This window comes from Rhodococcus sp. Z13_19A (assembly GCF_058133575.1).
Genome location: NZ_JBYUNN010000003.1, coordinates 227,218 through 242,010 on the forward strand (window position 1 = coordinate 227,218; position 14,793 = coordinate 242,010).

Annotated in this window: 16 protein-coding genes; 11 read left to right on the forward strand and 5 right to left on the reverse strand. The window is 72.1% G+C overall.

Annotated elements, in window-relative coordinates; genetic code table 11:
* The first annotated feature begins 88 nt into the window (after positions 1–88).
* Positions 89–1,054 (forward strand): heme o synthase, encoded by a 966-nt coding sequence (locus AC3YNX_RS12175; protein ID WP_127783111.1) that lies wholly within the window; start codon positions 89–91, stop codon positions 1,052–1,054.
* Here the strand turns inward: AC3YNX_RS12175 and AC3YNX_RS12180 are convergent.
* Positions 1,051–2,037 (reverse strand): quinone oxidoreductase family protein, encoded by a 987-nt coding sequence (locus AC3YNX_RS12180; protein WP_489995623.1) that lies wholly within the window; start codon positions 2,035–2,037, stop codon positions 1,051–1,053. The genes AC3YNX_RS12175 and AC3YNX_RS12180 overlap by 4 nt on opposite strands.
* A gap of 51 nt (positions 2,038–2,088) precedes the next feature.
* On the opposite strand from AC3YNX_RS12180, the gene AC3YNX_RS12185 reads away from it, so the two are divergent.
* The 3 genes from AC3YNX_RS12185 to AC3YNX_RS12195 all read left to right on the forward strand — a co-directional run bounded on the left by AC3YNX_RS12185 (position 2,089) and on the right by AC3YNX_RS12195 (position 3,641).
* Positions 2,089–2,418: a hypothetical protein gene (locus AC3YNX_RS12185; protein ID WP_127783109.1), complete on the forward strand. Its 330-nt coding sequence runs from the start codon at positions 2,089–2,091 to the stop codon at positions 2,416–2,418.
* 15 nt (positions 2,419–2,433) lie between these two features.
* Positions 2,434–3,204, forward strand: coding sequence for a VOC family protein (locus tag AC3YNX_RS12190; RefSeq protein WP_489995624.1), 771 nt, complete (start codon positions 2,434–2,436; stop codon positions 3,202–3,204).
* Between the two features lie 62 nt (positions 3,205–3,266).
* Positions 3,267–3,641, forward strand: coding sequence for a hypothetical protein (locus AC3YNX_RS12195; RefSeq protein WP_489995625.1), 375 nt, complete (start codon positions 3,267–3,269; stop codon positions 3,639–3,641).
* Between the two features lie 30 nt (positions 3,642–3,671).
* Here AC3YNX_RS12195 and AC3YNX_RS12200 read toward each other — a convergent pair whose 3' ends face one another.
* From AC3YNX_RS12200 to mptB, 4 genes are read right to left on the reverse strand one after another with little or no spacing between them, the layout of a single operon-like run.
* Positions 3,672–4,646 carry a COX15/CtaA family protein gene (locus AC3YNX_RS12200; RefSeq protein WP_489995936.1) on the reverse strand — a complete coding sequence of 325 codons (975 nt, stop codon included), beginning with the start codon at positions 4,644–4,646 and terminating at the stop codon, positions 3,672–3,674.
* Positions 4,647–4,657: 11 nt separating this feature from the next.
* A complete protein-coding gene (locus AC3YNX_RS12205; protein ID WP_127783106.1) occupies positions 4,658–5,464 on the reverse strand; it encodes an ABC transporter permease in 807 nt (268 codons plus the stop codon).
* Positions 5,461–6,405 (reverse strand): ABC transporter ATP-binding protein, encoded by a 945-nt coding sequence (locus AC3YNX_RS12210; protein WP_241248872.1) that lies wholly within the window; start codon positions 6,403–6,405, stop codon positions 5,461–5,463. The genes AC3YNX_RS12205 and AC3YNX_RS12210 overlap by 4 nt, the downstream gene beginning before the upstream one ends.
* Complete coding sequence (mptB, locus tag AC3YNX_RS12215; RefSeq protein WP_489995937.1) at positions 6,402–8,000, reverse strand: polyprenol phosphomannose-dependent alpha 1,6 mannosyltransferase MptB; 1,599 nt, start codon at positions 7,998–8,000, stop codon at positions 6,402–6,404. The genes AC3YNX_RS12210 and mptB overlap by 4 nt, the downstream gene beginning before the upstream one ends.
* 237 nt (positions 8,001–8,237) lie before the next feature.
* Here mptB and AC3YNX_RS12220 point away from each other — a divergent pair, with 237 nt between their 5' ends.
* From AC3YNX_RS12220 to AC3YNX_RS12250, 7 genes are all read left to right on the forward strand, one after another.
* A complete protein-coding gene (locus AC3YNX_RS12220) occupies positions 8,238–8,984 on the forward strand; it encodes a helix-turn-helix transcriptional regulator (RefSeq protein ID WP_489983057.1) in 747 nt (248 codons plus the stop codon).
* 56 nt (positions 8,985–9,040) lie between these two features.
* On the forward strand, positions 9,041–10,447 hold the full coding sequence (sufB, locus tag AC3YNX_RS12225; protein WP_489983461.1) for a Fe-S cluster assembly protein SufB: 1,407 nt from the start codon (positions 9,041–9,043) through the stop codon (positions 10,445–10,447).
* A gap of 2 nt (positions 10,448–10,449) precedes the next feature.
* Entirely contained in the window at positions 10,450–11,637 is a 1,188-nt protein-coding gene (gene sufD / locus AC3YNX_RS12230; RefSeq protein ID WP_127783104.1) for a Fe-S cluster assembly protein SufD, read from the forward strand.
* Positions 11,638–11,714: 77 nt separating this feature from the next.
* Entirely contained in the window at positions 11,715–12,530 is an 816-nt protein-coding gene (gene sufC / locus AC3YNX_RS12235; protein ID WP_127783103.1) for a Fe-S cluster assembly ATPase SufC, read from the forward strand.
* Positions 12,531–12,532: 2 nt separating this feature from the next.
* Complete coding sequence (locus AC3YNX_RS12240) at positions 12,533–13,813, forward strand: cysteine desulfurase (RefSeq protein WP_489995626.1); 1,281 nt, start codon at positions 12,533–12,535, stop codon at positions 13,811–13,813.
* Positions 13,814–13,818: 5 nt separating this feature from the next.
* Positions 13,819–14,307, forward strand: coding sequence for a Fe-S cluster assembly sulfur transfer protein SufU (sufU, locus tag AC3YNX_RS12245; RefSeq protein WP_127783101.1), 489 nt, complete (start codon positions 13,819–13,821; stop codon positions 14,305–14,307).
* Positions 14,304–14,768: a metal-sulfur cluster assembly factor gene (locus tag AC3YNX_RS12250; protein WP_489995627.1), complete on the forward strand. Its 465-nt coding sequence runs from the start codon at positions 14,304–14,306 to the stop codon at positions 14,766–14,768. Before sufU ends, AC3YNX_RS12250 begins: the two co-directional genes overlap by 4 nt.
* Positions 14,769–14,793: the final 25 nt, after the last annotated feature.

Below are 14,793 nucleotides of genomic sequence, written 5' to 3' on the forward strand. Positions count from 1 at the left end.
GGGTGGTGGCCCGCAGGCCGTCTACCATTGCTCGCGGTAGAGGGTCACAGTTCTGTACTGACGGCCGAATCTTATTTGAGGAGAAGCGGTGCGGACAGCGGAACGGACCAGCCGAGCGCAGGCGACGCCGGGGCCGGGCCACGGTGCTGGTCAGCGCCTTCGCGCCAAGGTGGGCGCCTACGTCGGGCTGACCAAGCCCCGCGTGATCGAGCTGCTGCTGGTCACCACCATCCCGGCGATGCTGCTGGCGCAGCGCGGTGTCGACCCGCTGCCGCTGCCCCTGCCGCTGCTGGTGCTCACCACCCTGTTCGGTGGGATGCTCGCCGCGGCCAGCGCCAACACGCTCAACTGCGTGGCTGACGCCGACATCGACAAGGTGATGAAGCGCACAGCTCGACGCGCCCTCGCCCGAGAGACCGTGCCCACCCGGCACGCGCTGGTCTTCGGGCTCGCGCTGGGCGTGCTGTCCTTCTTCTGGCTGTGGGCCACCACCAACTTGTTCGCCGGCGTCCTCGCCGTGGCGACCATCCTCTTCTACGTCCTCGTCTACACCCTGGTGCTCAAGCGCCGCACCACCCAGAACGTGGTGTGGGGCGGTGCCGCCGGGTGCATGCCGGTGGTCATCGGGTGGGCCGCGGTGACCGGCACGGTGGAGTGGCCGGCAGCGGTCATGTTCGGAATCATCTTCTTCTGGACGCCGCCGCACACCTGGGCGCTGGCGATGCGCTACAAGGAGGACTACCGCGCGGCCGGCGTGCCGATGCTGCCGGTGGTGGCCACCGCGCAGGAGGTCACGCGCAAGATCGTGCTCTTCAGCTGGGTGATGGTGGCGGTCAGCCTGTTGCTGCTGCCGGCCACCGGATGGCTCTACGCCGCCGTGGCCGTGCTCACCGGCGCCTGGTTCCTGGTGATGGCCCACCGGTTGTACGCGGCCACCAAGGCCGGTCGGCAGACCAACCCGATGAAGCTCTTCCACCTGTCCAACACGTACCTGTCGCTGCTGTTCATCGGCATCGCGGTCGACTCCGTGCTGAACCTGCCCACCCTGCTCTAGCTGTTCCTCCCGCTCGGCTCCGGCAGCAGCACGAGCGAACCCGTGGTGGACCGCGCCTGCAGGTCGCGGTGCGCCTGGGCGGCCTCGGACAGCGGGTAGGTGGCACCCACGCGCACCCGCAGGGTGCCGTCAACGACGGCCCCGAAGACGGCGTCGGCCCGCCAGGTGAGCTCCGGGCGGTTGCGCGTGTAGTGCGCCAGCGTGGGGCGGGTGAGGTAGAGCGACCCCGCCGCGTTGAGCCGCTGGGGGTCCACCGGTGGCACCGGCCCGCTGGCGGCCCCGAACAGCGCCAAGGTCCCGCGCACCCGCAGCGCGGCCAGGCTGGCGTCGAAGGTGGCCGCGCCCACGCCGTCGTAGACCGCCGCCACCCCCTCGCCCGCCGTCAGCTCGCGCACCTGCGCAGCCAGGTCGTCGCCGTAGCGCAGCACGTGCGCGGCGCCGGCCGTGCGGGAGAGCTCGGCCTTGGCGTCGGTGGACACCGTGGTGATGACGGTGACGCCCGCGGCCACCGCCAGCTGGGTCAGCATCAGCCCCACCCCGCCCGCGCCGGCGTGCAGCAGGACCGTGTCGCCGGGCTGGGCCGGGTAGGTGGAGGTGAGCAGGTAGTGCGCCGTCATGCCCTGCAGCAGCGCCGAGGCCGCCTGGTCGTCCGGCACGCCGGCCGGTACCGCCACGGCGGCGCTGGCGGGCACCACAACCTGCTCGGCGTAGCTGCCCGGTGCGGAGCACCAGGCCACCCGGTCACCCACCGCGAAGTCGGTGACGTCCGCGCCGAGGGCCTGCACCACGCCGGCGCCCTCCAGGCCGGGCACGGACGGCAGCTCCACCGGGTACTGGCCGGTCCGGTAGTAGGTGTCGATGTAGTTGACCCCCGCCGCGGCCACGCTGACCAGCAGCTCGCCCGGCCCCGGCACGGGCTCGGCGACGGTGGTGGGGACGAGGACCTCGGGTCCGCCGGTGGCGGTGATCTGGATGGCGCGCACGGGGTAAGTCCTACCCGATGGGCTCCCCGGCTGACCCGTTAAGGTGCTCGCATGAGCGACAGCGAGCCGAACGAGCTGAAACCAGTCGACCCCGACGCCCCCAAGGGCGCGGTGAGCACGGTGGACAAGTTCGCCGCCGAGCACGGCGACGGTGCCACCGCGGTGGTGCAGTACGTCGGCCGCAGCGCCGTGCGGGTGACGCTGGTCGGTGCCGACGGCACGCTGGGCGACGTGGTGGTTCCGGACATGGAGACCGCCGAGCAGCTGGTGGCCCGCTCCACCGCCACGCAGGCCGAGTGGGACCGTGAGCTCGCCGGCGCGGTGAAGACCCCCAAGGGCCTGGCCAAGAGGATGGCCGGGTACCTGGCCCGCGACAAGTAGCTCCGCCTCGACGCGATGAACGTGCCGGTGCGGTGGATCAACGCCTTCCTGGACACCCCAGCGTCCCAGGGCGAGCAGCTCGCGCGGTTCTGGAGCTCGGTGAGCGGGCACGCGGTGTCCGCCACGCCCCGGGGAGAGCACGGCGAGCTGGTGCCGCTGGAGCCGGTGGACGCAGATCCGCACTTGTGGCTGCAGGAGGTCGACGACGTGCCCCGGGTGCACGTCGACCTCTACGTCGCCGGCCTCGACCAGGCGGTGGCCGAGGCCACCGCGCTGGGGGCGACGGTCACCAGCCGACCCAGGGACGGGCTGGTGGTGCTCACCTCGCCCGGCGGCCTGCCGTTCTGCCTGGTGGCGCACGCCGGGGAGTCGCGCCGCGCGGCAACGGCATCCTGGCCGGAGGGCGCGTCCGCGGTCGACCAGATCTGCATCGACGTCGCCCGGGACCGCTACGACGCCGAGGCGGCGTTCTGGCGCGAGCTGACCGGCTGGCCGGTGCAACCGAGGATCACCTCGATGGTGTTCGAGCGGCTCGTCTCGCCCGACGAGCTGCCGATGCACCTGCTCCTGCAGCGGCTGGACGAGGAGAGCGGTCCCACCCGGGCCCACCTGGACGTCGCTGCGGCCGACCGGGACGCCGAGGTGCGCAGGCACGAGGGTCTGGGCGCCGAGGTGGTGCGGCGCACCGAGGACTGGACGGTGCTGCGCGACCCGGCCGGTCGGGAGTACTGCGTGGTCGACCGGGATCCGGCGGACTGGGTGCGGCGCTCGGCCCGCCTGGCCTAGCCCACCCGGCGCGCGTGCGTGAAAGGCGCACGCGCGCACCTTCTCCGCACTAGGGTCCTGCTGTGCCCCCCGTGCCTGCGCGTCGTCGTCGTCCCGGCCCCGGCCTGCAGCTGGCCGTGCTGCTGAGCATCCCTGCGCTCGTGGTGATCGACGAGCACGTGCGCTTCGCCTTCGTCCCCGACGGTGTGCGCAGGGCGATCCACCTGCCGCTGAACAACCCGTTCGTCTTCATGGGCCTCATGCTCGTCGTGGTTGCCATCGCCACCCTGGTCGCGCGACGGCACCGACCGGGCCCGCAGGGCCGGACCACCAGCGAGTCCCCCACGTCCGGCTTCGACGGTGGCGGTTCCTTCTCCCACGGCGGTTCGTCCTTCGACGGCGGAGGCGGTGACGGCGGTGGCGGTGGAGGCGGCGACGGGGGTGGCGGTGGCTGCTAGCGAGCAGGCCGCCCCGGCCGCCGCTGCGGCCTAGTGGGCAGCGGCCGGGCTCAGCCGGAGCGAGCGGTCGGTCAGGTCCTCGGTGAGTGACGTCCGCACGCGGGTCCTGGCCCAGAGCGCGGCCATGGCCCAGGTGGTGGCACACGCACCAGCGACGTGGGCGGCCACCAGCGCCTCGGGGACGCCGGTGAAGTACTGCACCACCCCGATCCCGCCCTGAGCGAGCACCACCGCGGCGAGGATCCACCACTGCCGCAGGACAGCGCGGGGTGCGGCCACCGCCTTGAAGGCGAAGTAGGCACCGACGAGCAGGCCCAGGTAGCCGACCAGCAGCTCGGCGTGCAGCTGGGCCAGTGCCGGGATGTCGAGGTCCAGGCGGGGGGTCTCGGAGTTGCCGGCGTGCGGTCCTGCGCCGGTGACCATGGTCCCGGCGACCATCAGGGCGGCGAGCACGGCGGTGGCCACGGCGAGCAGCGTCCGCAGCGGCGGCGGCACCGTCAGGTGCGGCTGCCCGGTGTCCGGCTGGCCCACCCCGACGTGCAGCTGCACCGCCAGCCAGACCAGCACGGTGGACACCAGCAGGTGCAGGGCGACGGTCCACCACTCCAGCCCGGTGAGCACGGTGATGCCGCCGAGCACGGCCTGCACCACGGTGCCCAGGGGCAGCGACCACGCGTAGCGCTTGAGCGACGTGCGCCGTCCTGCGCGCAGCACCACCAGCAGCGCCGCCACCGCCGCCGCGGTCACCACGTAGGTGAGCAGGCGGTTGCCGAACTCGATGGCCTGCTCGTAGGCGGGGACGTCGTGGGCGCCGGTCGGCACCATGCTGCCGGGGAAGCACTGCGGCCAGGTGGGGCAGCCCAGGCCCGACCCGGTGACCCGCACGACCGCCCCGGTGACCGCGATCCCGGCCTGGGTCAGCGCGGCCACGAAGGTGAACCTGCGCTGGGCGGGAACGGACAGCTGGGGGAGTGCCGAGAGGCCGGGGAGGTGCACGTGAACGATGGTAGGGGGAGTCAGGTGAAGCGGAAGGTGCGGGTCGCGGCGAGCGCTCCCACCACACCCCACACGAGCAGCGCCAGTAGCCCGGTCAGGTTCACCGACGTGTGCATGGTCGCCTCGCGCAGCACCTCGGTGAGCGCCCCGGAGGGCAGCAGCCGGGCGATCTCGGCGAGGGCGTCGGGCAGCCGGTCCAGCGGAACCACGATGCCGCCGAGGCCCAGCAGCACGAACCAGATGATGTTGGCCAGCGCCAGCACGATCTCGGCCTTGAGCCAGCCGCCGATCAGCAGGCCCAGCGCGCCGAAGGCGAAAGTGCCCACTGCCAGGGCGATCACGCCGAGGGCAAGTCCAGCGACGCTGGGCCGCCAGCCGATGGCCAGGCCGATCACCCCGAGGAGCAAGGCCTGCAGCGCCACCACCACGAGCACCGCGGCCACCTTGCCGCCGAGGATCCCCCAGCGCGGCAGCGGGGTGGCGCCCAGCCGCTTGAGGGCGCCGTAGCGGCGGTCGAAGCCGACCGCGATGGCCTGCCCGGTGAACGCGGTGGACATCACGGCGAGAGCCATCACACCCGGCACCACCGAGTCCACCCGGGGCTCGGGCAGGTCCACGATCGGCAGCAGGCTCAGACCCACCAGCAGCGTGATCGGGATGAGCATCGTGAGCAGGAGCTGCTCGCCGTTGCGCAGCAGCAGCAGCAGCTCCAGCCGGCCCTGGGCCAGCAGCATCCGCCCCGGGGTGGCCGGGCGCGGGTCCGGTGCGAAGGTCCCGGCGGGGAAGCGCGGCTCGGCCTGCCCGCGGGCATCGGCTTGCGCTGTCATCGTCTGAGCTCCCGTCCGGTCAGCTCGAGGAACACGTCCTCCAGGCTGCGTCGTGCCACCTGCAGGTCGGTGGCGAGCACGTCCATCCGCGCGCACCAGGAGGTGACCGTGGCCAGCACCTGCGGGGTGATCTCGCCCTCCACCAGGTAGCGCCCCGGCTGTGGCTCCGAGGTGATGTAGCCCTCCGGCAGCGCCAGCGCCAACAGCTCGACGTCCAGGCGGCTGGGCGCGGAGAAGCGCAGCTGCTGCTCGGCCCCGACGGTGGTCAGCTCGGCGGGCGTGCCCTCGGCGACCATCCGTCCGGCGTCCACGATCGCCACGTGGTCGGCCAGCTCCTCGGCCTCGTCGATGAGGTGGGTGGTGAGCACCACGCTCACCCCGTCGCGGCGCAGCCCGTCCACCAGGTCCCAGACCAGCAGCCGGGCCTGGGCGTCCAGACCGGCAGTCGGCTCGTCCAGGAACACCAGCTCCGGGCGGTTGACCAGCGCGCAGGCCAGCGCCAGGCGCTGCTGCTGCCCGCCGGAGAGCCGCCGGTAGGGCGTGCGCACCGCGTCGGTGAGCCCGAGCGTGCGCAGCAGCCAGTCCGGGTCGTGCGGGCGGTCGGAGTAGGCCGCGATGAGGCGGAGCATCTCCCCGGCCTTCGCACCCGGGTAGGCGCCACCGCCCTGCAGCATCACCCCGATCCGCGGACGCAGCTCGTCGCTCTGGCCCACCGGGTCGAGGCCGAGCACGCGCACGGTGCCGGAGTCGGGGGCGGAGAAGCCCTCGCACATCTCGACGGTGGTGGTCTTGCCGGCGCCGTTGGGGCCGAGCAGCGCCAGCACCTGGGCGGGCTGCACCTCGAGGCTGAGCCCGGCTACCGCGGTGGTGGGACCGAAGGACTTGACCACGTCGCGCAGCTGCACGGCGGCAGCGGGTGGCGCGGAGGAAGCAGAGGTCACGGGGTGCCAGCGTATGCGGCCGGTCGACCGGGCAGAGCGGCAGGCCGAAGGAACTCCCGCCACGGCAGCACCTTGCGGGTGAGGAACATCGCGACCAGGGCGACGACCACGGCAGCCGCCGCGGCCTCCGCGATGACGAACGGCGGGTACTCCGCGCCGTTGGGCATCAGCAGCACCGCCACGGCCGCGGACACCGCCACCGCCACCCGGCGGTAGGCCGGCGCCGACGCCCACGCCGCGAGCGGGATCGCCGCCCAGAGCAGGTACCAGGGGTGCACCACCGGGAACAGCAGCACCACTGCTCCCAGGGTGATGCCCAGCCCGCCCACGGCGTGCAGGCGCCCGCGCAGCACCGCGAAGAGCATCCGGGCCCCCACGTAGGTCGCCAGCGCCGAGCCGATGAGCCGGGTGTAGGTGAGGATCGCCGACGTGTGGTCGCCCAGGCCCAGCAGCTTGCCGACCAGGCCGGTGAGCATGCCCGACAGCGTGGACATCGACATCCAGGAGCGCACGGCGTTGGCGGTGCCCAGCGTCTTGGTCCAGCCGAAGCCCAGCCCGCTGAGCCCGCCGATGAGCAGGAACACCGCCGCGGTCACCCCGAGCAGCAGGGCCCCGGCCGCCACCACCGCACGCAGGCTCGCCCCCCACCGCCGGGCCAGCGCCATCCCCACGAACCCCAGCGCCAGCAACGAGGGCACCTTGACCGCGGCGGAGAGCACCACCAGGGCGGAGCCGGCGAGCAGGAGCAGCAGGGCCCGCCCGCGCAGCGGCCCGGCCGTCTCCACCCCGCGCAGCGCCAGCTCGACCCCGGCCAGCATCAGGCCGATCATGAGCGCCTCGTTGTGGATGCCGGAGACCAGGTGGAACAGCACCAGCGGGTTGAGCGCACCCAGCCACAGCGCGGACACCGGGGCCACCCCGCAGCGCCGGGCCAGCCGGGGCAGGGCCCACACGATCAGCGCGACCCCGGCCAGGGCCAGCAACCGGTGCAGGAAGATGCCGGTGAGGATGGAGTCCCGGGAGATCGAGGAGATGCCGCGCCCGATCCACAGGAAGAACGGCCCGTAGGGGGCGGGGGTGTCCCGCCAGATGGTGGGGACCGTGCGGGTGAGGACGTTGCTCACCCCCAGGGCCTGCGCCGGCCCGAGCACGTACGGGTCCAGCCCGCGGGCGGCGATCTCGCTCTGCGCCAGGTAGGAGTAGACGTCCTTGCTGAACATCGGCGGCGCCACGGTGAGCGGCAGCGCCCACAGCAGCAGCGTGCGGTCGAGCTGGGAGCGGGACATCCGCCGCGGGGCGCCGCCCCTGGCGAAGCGGCCGATCACCAGCCACGCCAGCACCACCAGGATCATCCCGGTGATGGTGATGGCCAGCGCGGTGGCGGGCATCCGGGCGGGCAGGCCCAGCAGCCGCACCCCCTGCAGCGGGTTCTGCAGCACCGGGTTGGCCCCGGCGCCCAGCGAGCCCAGGGCCATCAGGACGGTGCCGGTGGCGCCGAGGCGGCGGGCGGCGCGCAGCTGGGCCAGCTCGGCCCGGGAGAGCGCGGCGGCCGGTGGCTCCACGTCGTGCAGGCGGGCGATGCCGGTGCTCAGCACCGAGCGCCGGTGCTCCGGTGGACGTCCCGCCTCCGCGGGCGGTGCCGCTGCGGAGGCGGACGACGCCACCCTGGGACCGTCACCACGCCGTGTTCGTCCCGCCGGTGTCACAGCGACACCCTAGTCGGGTCACGCGTGGTGACACGGCACACCGCCACGGCCCACGAGTGGACAGCGCCACGGCAATTGCGTCACACTAGTGTTGTGAAAAAGGTCCTATCTGCGCAGGAGAGTCCGGTGACCCGTCCGCGGGCCGCCGCGGCGCTGCCTGGACGGACCGAGCAGGCCAAGTCCCTGGGTGCGCCCCACCGTGCCCAGGAGCAGCAGACCCGGGAGTGCGTGGCCCGCGAGCTGCTGGAGAAGGGTCCGGTCACGGCGTCCGACGTGGCGCAGACCCTCGGGGTGAGCCCCGCGGGGATCCGGCGACACCTGGACGCGCTGGTGGCCAGCGACGAGGCCACCAGCATCAGTGCACCCGCCCTGGTGCGCCGGGGTCGGGGCAGGCCCGCCCGGCAGTACCTGCTCACCGCGACCGGCCGGGCGCGCTTCGGCCGCTCGGAGGGCTTGTCGGAGCTGGCGGCGTCCGCGCTGCGCCAGCTGCGCGAGCTCGGGGGAGACTCAGCGGTCCGGGAGTTCGCCCGCCGCCGCGTCGCCGCCATCACCAGTCGGGTCCAGCCGAACCAGAGTGCCGCAGCCACGGCCGATAGCCTGGCCCAGGCACTGACTGACGCGGGCTACGCCGCATCGACCCGCGAGGTCGGCAACGGCGTCCAGCTGTGCCAGCACCACTGCCCGGTGGCAGAGGTCGCTGCCGAGTTCCCAGAGCTGTGCGAGGCCGAGCGTTCCGTGTTCGCGGACCTGCTCGGCACCCACGTGCAGCGCCTGGCCACCATCGCCAACGGCGACCCGGTGTGCACCACCCACGTACCAACCGGCGCGCAGCCCGCGCCGAACCGCACCGCTCTCCGAAAGGAGCACGCATGACAGTCACCCAGAACGAGGTCGACCCGACGGCCGCCACGCCCGTCGCCGCGCCGACCATGACCCAGGACGAGACGATCGCCTCCCTGGGCCACTACGCGTTCGGCTGGGCGGACTCCGACGAAGCGGGCTCCGTCGCCAAGCGCGGCCTGTCCGAGGCCGTCGTGCGCGACATCTCGGAGAAGAAGAGCGAGACCAGCTGGATGCTCGAGAAGCGCCTCAAGGCCCTCGACATCTTCAACCGCAAGCCCATGCCCAGCTGGGGTGCGGACCTGTCGGGCATCGACTTCGACAACATCAAGTACTTCGTGCGCTCCAGCGAGAAGCAGGCGGCCACCTGGGACGACCTGCCCGCCGACATCAAGGCGACCTACGACAAGCTCGGCATCCCCGAGGCGGAGAAGCAGCGCCTGGTCTCCGGCGTGGCCGCGCAGTACGAGTCCGAGGTCGTCTACCACTCCATCCGCGAGGACCTGGAGGAGCAGGGTGTCATCTTCATGGACACCGACACCGGGCTGCGCGAGCACCCGGAGCTGTTCGAGGAGTACTTCGGCTCGGTGATCCCGGCCGGGGACAACAAGTTCTCCGCGCTGAACGCCGCGGTGTGGTCCGGCGGGTCGTTCATCTACGTGCCCAAGGGCGTGCACGTGGAGATCCCGCTGCAGGCCTACTTCCGGATCAACACCGAGAACATGGGCCAGTTCGAGCGGACGCTGATCATCGTCGACGAGGACGCCTACGTGCACTACGTCGAGGGCTGCACCGCGCCGATCTACAGCTCGGACTCCCTGCACTCCGCGGTCGTGGAGATCATCGTGAAGAAGGGCGGCCGCTGCCGCTACACGACCATCCAGAACTGGTCGAACAACGTCTACAACCTGGTGACCAAGCGCGCCAAGGCCGAGGCCGGCGCCACCATGGAGTGGATCGACGGCAACATCGGCTCCAAGGTCACCATGAAGTACCCGGCCGTGTGGATGATGGGCGAGCACGCCCACGGTGAGGTGCTCTCCGTGGCGTTCGCCGGCGAGGGCCAGCACACCGACGCCGGGGCCAAGATGCTGCACCTGGCGCCCAACACCACCTCCACCATCGTCAGCAAGTCGGTGGCCCGGGGCGGTGGCCGCAGCTCCTACCGCGGGCTGGTGCAGATCAACAAGGGAGCGCACGGCTCCAAGTCCACGGTGAAGTGTGACGCGCTGCTGGTCGACCAGATCAGCCGCAGCGACACCTACCCGTACGTGGACATCCGTGAGGACGACGTGTCCATGGGCCACGAGGCCACCGTCTCCAAGGTCAGCGACGACCAGCTCTTCTACCTGATGAGCCGTGGGCTCACCGAGGACGAGGCGATGGCGATGATCGTGCGCGGCTTCGTCGAGCCGATCGCCCGGGAGCTGCCCATGGAGTACGCCCTCGAGCTGAACCGACTGATCGAGCTACAGATGGAAGGGGCCGTGGGCTGAGCATGAGCGCGCCCAACACAGCACCAGAGCGTCCCACCCAGACCCCGGTCGTCCCGGCGGTCAGCCGTGGCGCCGCCTTCACGTCCTACGACGTCGAGGCATTCGAGGTCCCCACCCACCGTGACGAGGCGTGGCGGTTCACTCCGCTCAAGCGCCTGCGCGGACTGCACGACGGGTCGGCCCCGGCCACCGGTCGCACCACCGTGGAGATCACCGCCCCGGACGGCGTGACCGTGGAGAAGGCCGACCGCAGCGACCCGCGCATCGGCGCGGCCGGCACTCCCGCCGACCGCGTCGCGGCCCAGGCGTGGAGCTCCTTCACCGAGGCCACCGTCGTCACCGTGGCCAAGGAGACCGAGGTCGCCGAGCCCGTCATGGTCACCGTGACCGGCCCCGGCGTCGACCAGGTGGCCTACGAGCACACCCAGATCCGGCTGGAGCCCTTCGCCCGCGCCGTGGTGGTCGTCGACCAGCGCGGCTCCGGCACCCTGGCGGAGAACCTCGAGCTGGTGGTCGGCGACTCCGCCCACCTGACCGTGGTCACCGTCCAGGACTGGGCCGACGACGCCGTGCACGTGGCGTCGCACCACGCCAAGCTCGGTCGCGACTCGGTGCTGCGGCACACCGCCATCAGCCTGGGCGGCTCCGTGGTCCGGCTCACCCCCACGGTGCTGTACTCCGCGCCCGGCGGTGACGCGCAGATGCTCGGCGTGTACTTCGCCGACGCCGGCCAGCACCTGGAGCAGCGGCTCTTCGTGGACCACTCGCAGCCGCACTGCCGCTCCGACGTGATGTACAAGGGCGCCCTGCAGGGCGTGGACAGCGGCGGTGCCGGCGACGCGCACACCGTCTGGATCGGCGACGTGCTCATCCGCGCCGCTGCCGAGGGCACCGAGACCTTCGAGCTCAACCGCAACCTGCTGCTCACCGACGGCGCGCGCGCCGACTCGGTGCCCAACCTGGAGATCGAGACCGGCGAGATCGTCAGCGCCGGGCACGCCAGCGCCACCGGCCGCTTCGACGACGAGCAGCTGTTCTACCTGCGCTCGCGGGGCATCACCGAGGAGCAGGCGCGTCGGCTCGTGGTTCGTGGGTTCTTCCACGAGGTGCTGGCCAAGATCACCGTCGCCGAGGTGCGCGAGCGCCTCGAGGCCGCCATCGAGACGGAGCTCTCCGCCGTGGGCATCTGAGCCTCCCGCTCAGCCCCCGGCGGCGCGTCCGTCCCTCCCACTCGCACCGACCTTCCTGAACTGGAGACCACAACCTGATGTCCACCCTGGAGATCCGCGACCTGCACGTCAGCGTGAACACCGGTGACGCCGCAGAGCCGACCAAGCAGATCCTGCGCGGGGTCAACCTCACCGTCCGCTCCGGCGAGACGCACGCGATCATGGGGCCCAACGGCTCCGGCAAGTCGACCCTGTCCTACGCCATCGCCGGCCACCCCAAGTACGAGGTGACCTCCGGCTCCATCACCCTCGACGGTGAGGACGTGCTGGCGATGAGCGTGGACGAGCGCGCCCGCGCCGGGCTGTTCCTGGCCATGCAGTACCCCGTCGAGGTGCCCGGCGTGTCCATGTCCAACTTCCTGCGCACCTCGGTCACCTCCACCCGCGGCGAGGCCCCCAAGCTGCGCCACTGGGTCAAGGAGGTCAAGAGCGCGATGGCCGACCTGGACATCCAGCCCGAGTTCGCCGAGCGCTCCGTCAACGAGGGCTTCTCCGGTGGTGAGAAGAAGCGCCACGAGATCCTGCAGCTGGCGCTGCTCAAGCCGAAGATCGCCATCCTGGACGAGACCGACTCCGGCCTCGACGTGGACGCGCTGCGCATCGTCAGCGACGGCGTCAACCGCTACAAGGCCGACAACGACGGTGGCGTGCTGCTCATCACGCACTACACCCGGATCCTCAAGCACATCACGCCCGACTACGTGCACGTGTTCTCCGGTGGCCGCGTGGTGGAGTCCGGCGGTCCCGAGCTGGCCGACGAGCTGGAGACCAACGGCTACGTGCGGTTCACCAACGCCGACAAGGCCGAGGCGGCTGCGGTGCTGACGGCGAACCAGCAGGATGTGACGGTCTGAGCATGACGGCGGTCGCGGCGCACGGCAACGACGCCGCGCCCGCGCTCGACGTGGCCCGGATCCGGGAGGACTTCCCGATCCTGGCCCGCACCGTCCGGGACGGTAAGCCGCTGGTGTACCTGGACTCCGGGGCCACCGCGCACCGCCCGCTGCAGGTGCTCGACGCCGAGCGGGAGTTCCTGCTCACCTGCAACTCGGCGGTGCACCGCGGTGCGCACCAGCTGGCCGAGGAGGCCACTGACGCCTACGAGTCCGCCCGGGCCCGCCTCGCCGACTTCGTCGGGGCGGGCCCGGGCGAGCTGGTGTTCACCAAGAACGCCACCGAGTCGCTCAACCTGGTCGCCCACACCCTCGGCGACGACCGGTTCACCGGTCGCACCGTGGGTCCGGGCGACGAGGTGGTCGTCACCCGGATGGAGCACCACGCCAACCTGGTGCCCTGGCAGGAGCTGTGCCGACGCACCGGCGCCACCCTGCGCTGGTACGAGGTGACGCCGGAGGGCCGCCTGGACCTGGACTCGCTGCAGCTCACCGAGCGCACCAAGGTCGTCGCCTTCACCCACCAGTCCAACGTGCTGGGCACGGTGCCGCCGGTGGCCGAGCTGGTCGCCCGCGCTCGCGCGGTGGGTGCGCTCACCGTGCTCGACGCCTGCCAGTCGGTGCCGCACGGCCCGGTGGACCTGCACGCCCTGGACGTGGACTACGCCGCGTTCTCCGGCCACAAGATGCTCGGCCCCTCCGGCGTCGGCGTGCTCTACGGCCGGGCGTCGCTGCTGGAGCAGATGCCCCCGTTCATCACCGGGGGCTCGATGATCGAGACCGTGGAGATGACCGGCTCCACCTACGCGCCTGCCCCGCAGCGGTTCGAGGCCGGGGTGCCGATGACCTCGCAGGCCATCGGGCTGGGGGCAGCGGTGGACTACCTCAGCGCCCTGGGCATGGACGCCGTGGCCGCCCACGAGCGCCGGCTCACCGAGGCGGCGCTGGCCGGGCTGGGTGAGCTGGCGGGAGTCCGCGTCGTCGGGCCCACCACCACCGACCAGCGGGGCGGGGCGGTGTCGTTCGTGGTGGACGGCGTGCACGCCCACGACGTCGGCCAGATCCTGGACGACGAGGGCGTCGCCGTGCGGGTGGGACACCACTGCGCGTGGCCGCTGCACAAGCACCTCGGCGTCACCGCCACCGTGCGAGCGTCGTTCGCGCTGTACAACACCGAGGCCGAGGTGGACGCGTTGGTGGCCGCCGTGCGCCGCGCGCAGTCGTTCTTCGGCGTGGGGAGCTGAGCCCGGTGCAGATGGAGCAGATGTACCAGCAGGTCATCCTGGACCACTACAAGCACCCGCACGGCCGCGGTCTGCGGGAGCCCTACGGCGCCGAGGTTCACCACGTGAACCCCACCTGCGGGGACGAGATCACCCTGCGGGTGGCGTTGTCGGAGGACGGGCAGGTGGTGGCGGACATCTCCTACGACGGCGAGGGCTGCTCCATCAGCCAGGCCTCCACCTCCGTGCTCACCGACCTGGTGACCGGCACGCGGGTGGACGAGGCCATGTCCACCCTCCGCGCGTTCAGCGAGATGGTGGGCAGCCGTGGCACCGTGGCAGGTGACGAGGACGTGCTGGGCGACGGCGTGGCCTTCGCCGGAGTGTCGAAGTACCCGGCGCGGGTGAAGTGCGCGCTGCTGGGCTGGATGGCTTTCAAGGACGCCGTGTCCCAGGTGGTGGACGCCAAGTCCGCGCCCGAGGACGCGAGCTCGAACGAAGGAGTGACCCGATGAGCGAGACCGACACCGCGGTGGAGACCAACACCGTGGCAGAGACGGCCGGCGCGACCGACCCCCGGGCCGGCCGCACCGCGGCCGACCTGGATGCTGCGGCCGCTCCGGCCGCAGCGGAGTCCAGTGCGGCCGAGTCCAGTGCCGACCTGCCCTCCCTGGAGGACCTGGAGGAGGCCATGCGCGACGTGGTCGACCCCGAGCTCGGCATCAACGTGGTGGACCTCGGGCTGGTGTACGACATTCGTGTCGACGCCGACCGGGTGGCCACCGTGGACATGACGCTGACCTCGGCGGCCTGCCCGCTGACCGACGTGATCGAGGCGCAGGCCCGCACCGCGCTCACCGAGGGCGGCATGTGCTCCGACCTGAAGATCAACTGGGTCTGGATGCCGCCGTGGGGCCCGGACAAGATCAACGAGGACGGCCGCGAGCAGCTGCGCGCCCTGGGCTTCACCGTCTAGCAGCCTCGGTACCGTCTCACCGGCA